This is a genomic window from Ruegeria sp. AD9 (genome assembly GCF_056542305.1).
In genome coordinates this window covers 31,655-43,618 of record NZ_JBQFZP010000018.1, presented here as the reverse complement: position 1 = coordinate 43,618, position 11,964 = coordinate 31,655, and the positions used below count along the sequence as shown (strand labels likewise).

The 11,964-nt window shown below is 58.5% G+C and carries 10 protein-coding genes; 7 read left to right on the top strand and 3 right to left on the bottom strand.

What is annotated here, in order from left to right; genetic code table 11:
* Position 1: 1 nt before the first annotated feature.
* Together ACR0AM_RS18810 and ACR0AM_RS18805 are read left to right on the top strand one after the other, a co-directional pair.
* Positions 2-469, top strand: coding sequence for an SRPBCC family protein (locus ACR0AM_RS18810; RefSeq protein ID WP_480474091.1), 468 nt, complete (start codon positions 2-4; stop codon positions 467-469).
* On the top strand, positions 459-974 hold the full coding sequence (locus ACR0AM_RS18805; protein WP_480623697.1) for an N-acetyltransferase family protein: 516 nt from the start codon (positions 459-461) through the stop codon (positions 972-974). Before ACR0AM_RS18810 ends, ACR0AM_RS18805 begins: the two co-directional genes overlap by 11 nt.
* Before the next feature lie 120 nt (positions 975-1,094).
* Here ACR0AM_RS18805 and ACR0AM_RS18800 read toward each other — a convergent pair whose 3' ends face one another.
* A complete protein-coding gene (locus tag ACR0AM_RS18800; protein WP_480495966.1) occupies positions 1,095-1,928 on the bottom strand; it encodes a prephenate dehydratase in 834 nt (277 codons plus the stop codon).
* 120 nt (positions 1,929-2,048) lie between these two features.
* Here ACR0AM_RS18800 and ACR0AM_RS18795 point away from each other — a divergent pair, with 120 nt between their 5' ends.
* The 5 genes from ACR0AM_RS18795 (at position 2,049) to ACR0AM_RS18775 (ending at position 8,413) form a co-directional block, all read left to right on the top strand.
* Entirely contained in the window at positions 2,049-2,561 is a 513-nt protein-coding gene (locus tag ACR0AM_RS18795; protein ID WP_480623709.1) for a c-type cytochrome, read from the top strand.
* Between the two features lie 170 nt (positions 2,562-2,731).
* Positions 2,732-4,636, top strand: a complete 1,905-nt coding sequence (locus ACR0AM_RS18790) for an extracellular solute-binding protein (protein ID WP_480495964.1) — start codon at positions 2,732-2,734, stop codon at positions 4,634-4,636.
* A gap of 1 nt (position 4,637) precedes the next feature.
* On the top strand, positions 4,638-5,732 hold the full coding sequence (locus ACR0AM_RS18785; protein WP_480508568.1) for a microcin C ABC transporter permease YejB: 1,095 nt from the start codon (positions 4,638-4,640) through the stop codon (positions 5,730-5,732).
* Complete coding sequence (locus ACR0AM_RS18780) at positions 5,733-6,839, top strand: ABC transporter permease (RefSeq protein ID WP_267363535.1); 1,107 nt, start codon at positions 5,733-5,735, stop codon at positions 6,837-6,839. It abuts the gene before it with no gap.
* Complete coding sequence (locus ACR0AM_RS18775) at positions 6,836-8,413, top strand: ABC transporter ATP-binding protein (RefSeq protein WP_480623696.1); 1,578 nt, start codon at positions 6,836-6,838, stop codon at positions 8,411-8,413. The genes ACR0AM_RS18780 and ACR0AM_RS18775 overlap by 4 nt, the downstream gene beginning before the upstream one ends.
* A gap of 24 nt (positions 8,414-8,437) precedes the next feature.
* On the opposite strand, the gene ACR0AM_RS18770 is transcribed toward ACR0AM_RS18775, so the two are convergent.
* Both ACR0AM_RS18770 and hemN read right to left on the bottom strand, forming a co-directional pair.
* Positions 8,438-10,366 (bottom strand): elongation factor G, encoded by a 1,929-nt coding sequence (locus tag ACR0AM_RS18770; protein ID WP_480474084.1) that lies wholly within the window; start codon positions 10,364-10,366, stop codon positions 8,438-8,440.
* A 210-nt stretch (positions 10,367-10,576) separates the two neighbouring features.
* Positions 10,577-11,932 carry an oxygen-independent coproporphyrinogen III oxidase gene (gene hemN, locus ACR0AM_RS18765; RefSeq protein ID WP_480623695.1) on the bottom strand — a complete coding sequence of 452 codons (1,356 nt, stop codon included), beginning with the start codon at positions 11,930-11,932 and terminating at the stop codon, positions 10,577-10,579.
* Positions 11,933-11,964 lie beyond the last annotated feature (32 nt).

Below are 11,964 nucleotides of genomic sequence, written 5' to 3'. Positions count from 1 at the left end.
TATGCAGTTTTCAGCGCGCGAAGATATCGAGGCCCCCATCCAATCGGTATTCGACATGGTGTCGGATTTCGAACGGTTCGAGCGTATGGCAATGCGCCGCGGCATCGATGTGCGCCGTTTGGGCGGTGGCGCAGCGGTGACTGCCGGAACCGAGTGGAATACGGAGTTCAAACTGCGCGGAAAGCCGCGTCAGATGTCAGTGGTTATGACTGATTTCGACAGGCCTTCGCAAATGCGATTTGACGCTGCCAGCAAGGGCATTACCGGGTTCACGACCGTGGATTTTCTGGCCCTGTCCCCGCGCCGGACACGCCTGAGCATCGAGATGTCCCTGGCCGCCAAGTCCCTGCCGGCACGGTTGCTGTTGCAATCCATGAAGCTGGGACAGTCGAGGTTTCGCAAACAGTTCCAGGTGCGTCTCAGCGAATTCGCACGCGAGTTGGAGCAGAGGCACCTGCATGGCGGCTGAGACACAAGATCGCACTGCAGGTGTGAAGGGATCGGACCACCTGAGTTTCAAACCCGCATCCGAAAGCGATGCCGAAGGGGTCGCTGGCGTTCTTCACGATCTGGTCTTGGCTGGCAAGCGGCGCAAAGCCCACGATTTCGATTTTGCCCTAAGGCACTATATTCGCCACCCGGATCAATTACGATGTACAATCGCCACGGACCCGAAAGGTCACGTGCTCGGGTTCCAATCCCTGAAATATGCGGTCGAAAACAACCCCTACGGCGTGTCAGTGGGGTGGGGCGTGATTGGAACCCATATCCGACCATCAGCCGCCCGGCTCGGGATCGGGCGCGCACTTTTCGCGCACACTCTGGACGCGGCCCTAGCGCAGGGTCTCCCTGCTATCGATGCAACAATTGGCGCAGGCAATACTGAAGGTCTGGCCTATTACGAAGCCATGGGTTTCCGGACGTACCGCACACAAGATGGGTCTGTGTCAAAGGTCTACCGGATTAACCGCTAGAGAGCGACGATTCCAGGCGCAGCGGCGCGAAGAGTGAACAGGCCACCGGCATTGCCAAACAGCTTCGAAAAAACGGGCAACAACGAAACAAGCCCAAAGGAATGCCATGGCGAACCGTGATTATCCGCGCGGATGTGCTGCCGGATAGACGCCCAGAACCTCGACATTGGTCGTGAAATGCTCAAGCTCGTCCATGGCCAGCTGCACGTTGCGGTCTTCGGGATGCCCGACAATATCCGCGTAAAACTGCGTCGCGGTAAAGGAGCCGTCGACCATATAGCTTTCCAGCTTGGTCATGTTGATCCCATTGGTGGCAAACCCGCCCATCGCTTTGTAAAGCGCGGCGGGGATGTTGCGGACCTGAAACACAAAGCTGGTGATCATCCCATGATCGCCCCGGCGGGACAAATCCGTTTCGCGCGACATGACAAGAAAGCGGGTCGTGTTGTCGTCATTATCCTCGATATGGCGGGCCAGAACGTTCAGGTTATAGATCTCAGCGGCCAGCTCGCTGGCCAGCGCGGCTGAATGCGGATTGCCTTCCTCAGCCACTTCGCGGGCGGCGCGGGCGTTATCGGGGCTGACGCGGCCGCGAATGCCGTGTTCCTTCAGAAAGCCCGCGCATTGCGGCAGCAGTACCAGATGCGAATGCGCCTCGGTGATGTCTTCCAGTTTTGCACCCGGCACGGCAAGAAGGTTGATATGAACCCGGACAAAGGCCTCATCGATGATATGCAGCCCGCTGTGGGGTAACAGCCGGTGAATATCGGCCACCCGTCCATAGGTCGTGTTCTCGACCGGAAGCATTGCCAGATCCGCAGCACCCGAGCGGACCGATTCGATCACATCCTCGAAAGTGCGGCAGGGCAGGGCTTCCATATCGGGCCGAGCGTTGCGGCAGGCCTCGTGACTGTAGGCGCCAGGTTCCCCCTGAAAGGCAATGCGATTGGTCATTTGGTCGATTCCATGCAACAAGTTCGCGATTTGGTCGTTTCGTCGCGGTGTCTATACCTTGCCTCTCGCAAGGGGAAGCCTTAGACAGCTGCCCAGACAGCTGAAATGGACTCGCGATCAATGTTCGACACGATGACAGTAACCAAGGCCGCCGCAGGCCTGTTCGGCACATTCCTGGTGCTGCTTCTGGCCAAGTGGGGGGCAGATGTCCTCTATTCTTCCGGTGGCCATGGCTCGGCTGAGGCCGCCTACATTATCGAAACCGAAAGCTCGGGCGAAAGCGCCGACGGTGAAGAAGTGGTCTTTGAAGACCTGCTGGCCGCCGCAGACATCGAGAGCGGCGCAAAAGTGTTCCGCAAATGCACCGCGTGCCACAAGCTGGAAGACGGCGCAAACGGCACCGGCCCCTACCTGTACGGTGTGGTTAATCGCCCGGTCGCCTCGGCCAACGGTTTCACCGGGTACTCGGCCGGTATGCAGGCGCATGGCGGCAACTGGACACCCGAAGCGCTGGATGCCTTCCTGACCAAGCCCGGCAATTATATCTCGGGCACATCGATGAGCTTTGCCGGCCTGAAAAAGCCGCAGGATCGCGCCGACGTGATTGCCTATCTGCAGACAATCGGCAACTGATTGCCTGAGCGATCAGAACCATTCAAAGCCGCTGCCGCAACGCAGCGGCTTTTTTGTCTGAAGAAACCTTCACAAAGTGCTCACGCATTCTAAACTTGTATCTGCACGTGCTGGCACTTTAGCTAGCGGTTACGACATTGACGGTGACAATGACCGAGAGGATGAGCCACATGAAATCCCTGATGCCTGCTGCACGTGATCTCGAGGTAAGGCCATGGGTTGGCATATTGGGGCTCTGTGCCGCGCTGATTGCTCCGCATACAGCCCAGGCGCTGGATGAGGGTGTCACCCGCAGCCACGGGTATTCGTATTTCGGAAATCTGGATTACCCGGCGGACTATGCGCATCTGAATTATGTGAATCCCGACGCCCCCAAAGGCGGCGAGCTTTCGCTGGCAGCTTCGGGAACGTTCGATTCCCTCAACCCCTATTCGCGAAAGGGGCGTGCCGGTGCGCTGACCACATTGCAATATGACCGTCTGTTTGAAAGTGCCGAAGACAGTGTCGGGCAGTATTACGGCGTAGTTGCGGAAAGTCTGGAATATGACGAAGGGCGCAATTACGTCATTTTCCATTTGCGCCCCGAAGCAACTTTTTGGGATGGCACGCCTGTCACGGCGGAAGATGTTGTCTACAGCCACCGTTTGTTCATCGAACAGGGCCTGCCATCTTACGCGCAGGCCGTTGGCCGTATGGTGACAGGAGCCGAGGCGTTGGATGACCATACCGTAAAATTTACATTCAATCCCGAAGTCACTCGCCGCAGCCTGATCGAAACCGTCGGCTCAACTCCTGTTTTCTCAAAAGCATGGTTCGAGGCAGATGAGACACGGCGCCTGGATGAACCACGGCTGGAAGTGGCGGTGGGCTCTGGCCCCTACAAGCTCGACAGCTACGACATCAATCGCCGCATCGTTTACAAACGCCGGGACGATTATTGGGGCAAGGACCTGCCTTTCAATGTCGGACGCAACAACTTCGATACAATTCGGGTCGAGTATTTCGCCGATCAGACGGCAGCGTTCGAAGGTTTCAAGGCGGGTGAATATACATTTCGGATTGAAAGTGATCCCAAGCTTTGGGCGACCGGGTATGATTTCCCGAAGCTGGATGAAGGCACCGTTATTCGGGATGAGATCGCAGATGGCAGCCCGCCGACACCTTCGGGCTTTGTCTTCAACCTTGGAAAACCGCAATTCGCCGACAAGAATGTCCGCAAGGGCCTGGCCTTGGCCTTCAATTTCGAATGGACGAACGAGTCATTGTTGTTCGGCCTGAACACGCCGCGGAATTCTTTCACGCAAGGAACCCCGATCGAGGCGCAAGGCCTGCCCGAAGGGGCTGAGCTGGCGTTCCTGCAGGCGTTGGGCGACGTCGTTCCCGAAGATGTCCTGACGGAACCCGCTGTAGTGGCGCACGAATCAAACCCTGCACGCCTGAATGACCGACAAAACCTGCGCAAAGCTGCCAGGTTATTGGACGAGGCAGGCTGGACCGTCGGCGAAGGCAATATCCGCCGCAATACCGAAGGGCAGACTTTGAAGGTGAATATTCCATATCCTTCAAACCTGCCGACCTCGACCGCAACGATGATCGAAACCTATGTCCAAAACCTGCAATCCATCGGGGTGGATGCCTCGACCGAGAAAGTTGACCCGGCGCAATACACGTTGCGCAGCCGCGAGCGGGATTATGACATGGTCTATTCCACGCGCTACGGGTCGTTTTTGTCTACCGGGGGCGGTCTGAGCCAGATGTACGGATCGGAAGAAGCGGCTTTTAGCCTGTTCAATCCGGCAGGTCTGGCCAGCCCCTTGGTCGACGCGATCATCGAGGCGTCCTTTGAAACTGACAATCAGGCCGATCAGGACACGGCGTTAATGGCTTTGGATCGCGCCTTGCGGTACGAGTTTTTCGTAATCCCCGTGGGGTACATCGCAGAATACTGGACAGCATATTACGATATGTACGAATACCCGGAAAACCTGCCGCCCTATTCGCTGGGTTATCTGGATTTGTGGTGGATCAATCCGGAAAAACAGGCTGCGTTGAAAGCGAAAGGCGCGCTGCGATAACATGGGCGCCTATATACTAAGACGCTTATTGCTGATCATTCCGACCCTTCTGGGTATCATGATCGTCAACTTCACGCTGGTCCAGTTCGTACCTGGCGGGCCGGTCGAACAGATCATCGCGCAAATCGAGGGTCAGGGTGACGTGTTCGCCGGGTTCGCCGGTGGGGGCGATGCCGGAGCGGGTTCCGAACCGGCGGGCGGTGTCTTCGACGACAAATATGTCGGCGCACGCGGCCTTCCGCCCGAGTTTATTGCCGAACTTGAAAAAGAATTCGGCTTCGACAAGCCCCCGCTTGAACGGTTCGTGATCATGATGGGCAACTATCTGACGTTTGATTTCGGCGAGAGTTATTTCCGCTCGATCAGTGTGATCGACCTGGTGCTGGAAAAGATGCCGGTCTCGATCTCGCTGGGGCTGTGGTCGACCCTGATTGCCTATCTGGTCTCGATCCCGCTGGGTATTCGAAAGGCGGTCAAGGATGGATCGCAATTCGATACCTGGACAAGCGGGGCGATTATTGTGGCCTATGCCATTCCGGGCTTTCTGTTTGCGATCCTGCTGCTGGTGCTTTTTGCTGGCGGGTCATACTGGCAAATCTTCCCGCTGCGCGGCCTGACGTCGGACAATTGGGATAGCCTGAGTTTCTTTGGCAAGATGACGGATTATTTCTGGCACATAGCACTGCCGACGATTGCGCTGACAATCTCGGCCTTTGCGACACTGACCCTGCTGACCAAGAACTCGTTTCTGGATGAGATCAAGAAACAATATGTCATGACCGCCCGTGCCAAAGGGCTGAGCGAGCGCAAGGTTCTCTATGGTCATGTCTTCCGCAACGCGATGCTGATCGTGATTGCAGGGTTCCCGGCCGTGTTCATCGGGGTGTTTTTTGGCGGGTCGATCATCATCGAGACGATCTTCTCGCTGGATGGTCTGGGCCGATTGGGGTTCGAGGCCGCCGTGGCCCGCGATTACCCGGTGATCTTCGGCACGCTGTTCATCTTCGGTCTGATGGGGCTGGTCGTTGGCATCATCAGCGACCTGATGTATGTGCTGGTCGACCCGCGCATCGATTTCGAAAAGCGGGAGGGGTAAATGGCTTTGTCCCCGCTAAACCAGCGCCGCTGGAGCAACTTCCGCCGCAACAGACGGGCCTTCTGGTCGCTGATCATCTTCGCGGTATTGTTCGGCCTGTCGTTGTTTGCCGAGTTCATCGCCAACGACAAACCCATCCTTGTAAAGTATCGGGGAGAGTACTTTACGCCGGTTTTCAACTTCTATGCCGAAACCGAATTTGGCGGTGATTTCCAGACCGAAGCGATCTATCGCGACCCCGAGGTTCAGTGCCTGATCGACAGCGGTGGATTGGAAGACTGTTTCGATGATCCCGAAGGCATCATCGAACAGATCGACGCCGGTACATTCCAGGCCGAGGGTTTTGAACGCGGCTGGTCGCTCTGGCCGTTGATCCCTTATTCCTTCAATACCTCGGTGGACCGGCCCGGCGCGGCGCCCCTGCCGCCCAACGGCCAGAACCTGCTGGGTACCGATGATACCAAGCGCGATGTGCTGGCCCGCGTGATTTACGGCTTTCGCCTTTCGATCCTGTTCACGCTGCTTGTGACGGGCGCGGCAAGCCTTATCGGGATTTTCGCGGGCGCCATCCAAGGGTTCTTTGGTGGGTGGCTGGACCTGATCTTTCAGCGGATCATCGAGATCTGGTCCGCAACCCCGTCGCTTTATGTCATCATCATCATGTTTGCGGTGCTGGGGCGAAGTTTCTGGTTGCTGGTCGCGCTGATGATCCTGTTCAGCTGGACCGGGCTGGTTGGCGTGGTGCGCGCCGAGTTCCTGCGGGCGCGGAACCTTGAATATGTGCGCGCCGCGCGGGCGCTGGGCGTGGGCAACATGACGATCATGTTCCGCCATATGCTGCCCAATGCGATGGTGGCCACGCTGACCTTCATGCCGTTCATCGTCACCGGAACCATCGGCGGGCTGGCTTCGCTGGATTATCTGGGCTTTGGCCTGCCATCCTCGGCCCCCTCGCTGGGAGAGCTGACCTTGCAGGCCAAACAGAACCTGCAGGCCCCATGGCTGGCCTTCACCGCCTTCTTCACCTTTGCCATCATGCTGTCGCTGCTGGTCTTCATCTTTGAAGGCGTGCGGGATGCGTTCGATCCCAGAAAGACCTTCTCATGAGCTTGCTGGATGTGAAAAACCTCAAGGTCTCGTTCCGTCAGGATGGGCAGGTCAACGCGGCCGTCAAAGGCGTGTCCTTCACTGTGGACCGCGGGGAAACCGTCGCGCTGGTGGGCGAATCCGGATCGGGCAAATCGGTCACCGCGCTCAGCACCGTATCTTTGCTTGGCGACAGCGCGTTGGTCGAAGGCTCGGTCACCTATGATGGGCAAGAGATGATTGGCGCCTCGGAACAGCATCTGATGGATGTGCGGGGCAATGACATCAGCTTTATCTTTCAGGAGCCGATGACCTCGCTGAACCCGTTGCACACGATCCAGAAACAGATGGCTGAATCGCTGGCCCTGCATCAGGGTGTAGCGGGCGATGTGGCGCGGGACAGGATTGTCGAATTGCTGACCAAGGTCGGTATCCGCGACCCTCAAGACCGGCTGGACAGCTATCCGCATCAGTTGTCGGGCGGTCAGCGGCAGCGGGTGATGATCGCCATGGCCCTTGCCAACAAGCCGGACATCCTGATCGCGGATGAGCCGACAACGGCACTGGATGTGACCATTCAGGCGCAGATCCTCGAACTGCTGGCTGAATTGCAGAAATCGGAAAACATGGGGATGCTGTTTATCACCCATGATCTGGGCATCGTGCGCCGCATTGCTGACCGGGTCTGTGTGATGAAAGACGGCGAGATTGTCGAAACCGGCGTGACGACCGAGATTTTCGAAAACCCGCAGCACCCCTATACCCGCAAACTTCTGGCGGCAGAACCGTCGGGTCAGCCTGAACCCGTTGCCACGGATGCGGAAGAGGTCGCACGCACCGACCACCTCAAGGTCTGGTTCCCGATCCAGCGCGGGTTTCTGAAGCGTACGGTTGGATATGTGAAAGCGGTGAACGACGCGACCCTCAGTGTGCGCGCGGGTGAGACGTTGGGGATTGTTGGTGAAAGCGGGTCGGGCAAGACCACACTGGCACTGGCCATGATGCGGCTGATCGCGTCCGAGGGTGGCATCACCTTTCGCGATCAGGACGTGCGCAAATGGTCCACGCGGGAACTGCGGCGGTTGCGCAAGGACATGCAGATTGTGTTTCAGGACCCGTTTGGCAGCCTCAGCCCACGAATGACCTGCCAGCAGATCATTGCAGAAGGTCTGGCCATTCACAACGTCGACCCGGACCGCGCACCGCGTGAACTTGTGGCCGAGGTGATGACCGAAGTGGGGCTTGATCCGGCGACGATGGATCGATACCCGCACGAGTTTTCCGGCGGTCAGCGTCAGCGCATCGCCATTGCCCGCGCGATGGTTCTGCGGCCCAAACTGCTGGTTCTGGACGAGCCGACCAGCGCGCTGGATATGACCGTTCAGGTTCAGATCGTCGATCTGCTGCGCAATCTGCAACAGAAATACGGGCTGGCCTATCTGTTCATCAGCCATGACCTGAAAGTGGTCCGTGCCATGTCGCACAACGTGATCGTCATGCGAAACGGCGATGTGGTCGAAATGGGCGCGGCAGAGGATTTGTTCGAAAACGCCCAGACCGACTATACCCGCGAATTGATCGCAGCGGCGGGCTGAGAACAGCCCGCCCGGTGTCGCGAGTCAGGCGCTGGCTTTTTCTCGCGCCGATGACTGGGGCACAGGCCCGCGCAGTTCTTCATAGTGATCAAAGCTCAGCTTGACCCACCCAGTTCCACGTGTGGCACTGGCAAGGGTGCGGTGCAGCTCGTCCTCGGCAACGGCGGGCAACTGGGCGTTGAATATCTCCCAGCCCGTTGCATTCGGGTTGCCCTCAAATCCCAGAACCTGCCCCTGAAGGGTGCTGATCGTTGGTACGAGATCGCCCACAAAGGCCGAGGGTAAGTGTATCTCGGCGCTCAGGATCGGTTGCAGGACCACAGGTTTGGCTTGCGGCAATGCCTCGCGCACGGCGTTCTTGCCTGCGGTCCGGAAGGCATAATCCGAACTGTCCACATTGTGGTGTTTGCCATCGCTCAGGGTCACTTTGACATCAACTACGGGAAAGCCTTCGGGGCCTTGTTCCAATGCGTCCTTGGCTCCGTGTTCCACAGACGGGATGTAGTTCTTGGGAACGGCGCCGCCCTTGACCACCTCATCGAACTGGAACCCCGATCCGCGCGGCAATGGCGCGACCGATATTACCACATCCGCGAATTGCCCCGCGCCGCCGGATTGCTTGCGATGGCGATGGCGATGCTCAACCGTTGCGCGGATGGTTTCGCGATAGGCGGTTTCCACCTGTTCCGCCTCGATCTCGATCCCGAAATCCTCTGCCAGCTTGGCGGTCACGCGGCGCATATGTTGCGGACCTTGCGAGCCCAGAATCGAATGGCCGCTCATCTCATCCTGTTGCAGATGCAGGCCCGGATCGATTTCGGCCAGACGGCTCAGGGCGTTTGACAGGCGCACATCGTCCCGCTCATGCGCGGGCGAGACGACTTGACGATGCGCAACCGGATGAGAAGACGCCCATTCCGGCAACTCTGTCGCGGAGGAACTGTCATAAATGTATCCGGGGTTGAGGTGATCGGATTTGACCGCCAGTCCGATCTGCCCGGCCTCCAGCGCGGCGATCTGGGTCTTGGCGTCCAGTGTTGTCAGGTTGCCGACCGTTTCACCGCCCAACGCCTCATGGGCTTTTACCCCGTCCCCAAGGCCGCGCAGAACGATGATCTTTCCGATATGCTTTTTGACATCCGCAAAGCCCGCGATGGCACGGGCGTTTTCGGCGGCCTCGTCTCGTCCGGCGGCGATATCAAACTCGGGGGCCTCATGACGCAGCGCTTTCATCAGGCGCGTCAGCCCGTTGCCGTGGCTTGCGGCGCCCAGACAGGCTGGGATCAACTGATGATTCTGCAAAACCTGCGCGGCCAGCTCATAAACCTCATCGCTTGGGGGCTGTTTGTCTTCAATCAACTGTTCCAGCAGGTGGTCATCGAAATCGGAAAGTGTCTCAAGCAACTCGGTCCGGGCTTCCTGCTCGCGATCCTCGACAGATTTGGGCAGCTCTATCAGGGCCGACGGCTGGCCCTCCTGATATTTCCACGCCCGTTCCGAGATCAGATCGACCGCGCCGATGATCGTGTCCCCCTCACGGATCGGAACCTGACGCAGGGCGATGTGGTGCGTGCAGTAGGTTTGCAGCGCCGCGATGATGTCGCGGATGCGGCCATTGGGGTTGTCCATGCGGTTGATGAAAAGAAAACAGGGAATGCCTGCCTCTTCCACCAGCCGAAGATACGGCGCACACAGCACGGCGGCATTTGGATCGGGCGGTACCACGATAACGGCAGCATCCGAGATCGCCATGGCTGGGCCGACATACGCGAGGGAATCGCCACCCCCATCCACGTCGATCGCGCACCAGGGCTCGTCCAGGTAAGAAAAACCGTGCAAGTGCACGGTTCCGGAAACATCGAATGTGGTCGGGCGCCCGTCGAGGCGGCTGATGGCCTCGACCAGGGTAGATTTGCCCGACTGGCTGGGCCCGAGGACGGTGAATACGCGCATGAGTGTTGTCCCTCTTTCAGGTTGCAGAATGGCTGCACGAAAAGGGCCGTCCGACGCAGTCGCGTCAGCTAGGACTGTCTGTAATTTGCCCGCCTCAGGCCGCAGGGCGAAACATCACCCCACAGCTTGAGTGTGGAAAAAACCGCAGGCGTGCGTCAAGCCCCCGATGTGTTTTGTACTCAACGGGCTGAATGTTGCCCGAAAAAAAGGTCAGATCGCCGAGCTGTGCCCGGCTTTGCTGAGGTCGTATGCGTCGAAGCTGCGGGCAACCATCCGGGTCAGCGCCCTCGCCTCGGGGGGGATGAACAGCCCTTCCTCGCTGATTTGCAGCAGCCCGTCGAATGAGGCGTTGGCGGCACGATACATCTCATTCAGCGCTGCGGCCGAGATATCGTGATCGCGCAGGATTTCAGCCGAATCGATCCGGAAATCGCACATCAGCGCTTCGATCAGACGGGCGCGCAGAATATCCTGACCTTTGAACAGGTGCCCGCGGGATGTCGAAAACTGCCCGTTGCGGATGGCTTTTGTATGGGCGGATGTGGCCGGGGCGTTCTGCGCATAGCCTTGTGGAAAGCGCGAGATCGAGCTGGCCCCGACACCGATCAACACATCGGCCTGATCGTCGGTATAACCCTGGAAGTTCCGCTTCAGACGACCCGTGCGCAGGGCCTGGGTCAGCCCGTCATCCTGCGTGGCAAAATGGTCGATGCCAATCTCGGCGTAGTTGTCCCACAGGAACAGGCGGCGGGCGGTGTCGAACAGTTCCAGCCGTTGTTCGGGCGTTGGCAGTGCGTCCGACGGGATCAGCTGCTGCCGTTTGGCCATCCACGGCACATGGGCGTACCCATAAAGCGCCACGCGGTCCGGGCTGAGCGACAGAAGCTTCTGCACGCTTTCCGTCATCCGGGCCTTCGTCTGGTGTGGCAGCCCGTAAAGGATATCCGCGTTCAGGCTGGCAATGCCACGTGCGCGGATCATGTCGATCGCGTCGCGCGTGGTATCGTAGCTTTGAATGCGGCCAATGGTTTTCTGGATTTCATCGTCGAAATCCTGCACTCCAATCGAGGCGCGGTTCATGCCTGCCTCTGCCAGCGCATCCAGACGCGCCTCGTCAATCTCGTTCGGATCGATTTCAACCGAAAATTCGGCATCCGGCCCCATGGGGACGATCCCCAGAATGTGCTGTGCCAGATCGCGCATCAGCTGGGCGTTCAGCAACGTTGGCGTACCGCCGCCCCAGTGCAGGCGCGACAGCACCACGCCCGCGGGCAGGCGCGCCGCCAGCAGGTCCAGCTCGGCTTTCAGAACATCCACATATGCAATCACCGGATTGTCGGTTTGTGTGCCTTGCGTCCTGCAGGCGCAGAACCAGCACAGCCTGCGGCAGAACGGGACGTGGATATAAAGGGATATGGCGCTGCCGGGCTCGATTCCCGAAATCCAGTCGCCAAACATGTCCGCCCCCACGTCATTGTTGAAATGGGGCGCTGTGGGATAGCTTGTGTAACGCGGTACTTTCGCGTCAAAAAGTCCAAGCTTTGCCAATTGTGGTTTCACTATCATGACGATACCCTTAGGGGGCAGGCGACTTAGGT

What these genes read in the sequence shown, in the direction of transcription:
- ACR0AM_RS18810 (WP_480474091.1), top strand. Translation starts at nt 2, where the DNA reads ATGCAGTTTTCAGCGCGCGAAGATATCGAGGCCCCCATCCAATCGGTA.
- ACR0AM_RS18805 (WP_480623697.1), top strand. Translation starts at nt 459, where the DNA reads ATGGCGGCTGAGACACAAGATCGCACTGCAGGTGTGAAGGGATCGGAC.
- ACR0AM_RS18800 (WP_480495966.1), bottom strand. Translation starts at nt 1,928, where the DNA reads ATGACCAATCGCATTGCCTTTCAGGGGGAACCTGGCGCCTACAGTCAC.
- ACR0AM_RS18795 (WP_480623709.1), top strand. Translation starts at nt 2,049, where the DNA reads ATGTTCGACACGATGACAGTAACCAAGGCCGCCGCAGGCCTGTTCGGC.
- ACR0AM_RS18790 (WP_480495964.1), top strand. Translation starts at nt 2,732, where the DNA reads ATGAAATCCCTGATGCCTGCTGCACGTGATCTCGAGGTAAGGCCATGG.
- ACR0AM_RS18785 (WP_480508568.1), top strand. Translation starts at nt 4,638, where the DNA reads ATGGGCGCCTATATACTAAGACGCTTATTGCTGATCATTCCGACCCTT.
- ACR0AM_RS18780 (WP_267363535.1), top strand. Translation starts at nt 5,733, where the DNA reads ATGGCTTTGTCCCCGCTAAACCAGCGCCGCTGGAGCAACTTCCGCCGC.
- ACR0AM_RS18775 (WP_480623696.1), top strand. Translation starts at nt 6,836, where the DNA reads ATGAGCTTGCTGGATGTGAAAAACCTCAAGGTCTCGTTCCGTCAGGAT.
- ACR0AM_RS18770 (WP_480474084.1), bottom strand. Translation starts at nt 10,366, where the DNA reads ATGCGCGTATTCACCGTCCTCGGGCCCAGCCAGTCGGGCAAATCTACC.
- hemN (WP_480623695.1), bottom strand. Translation starts at nt 11,932, where the DNA reads ATGATAGTGAAACCACAATTGGCAAAGCTTGGACTTTTTGACGCGAAA.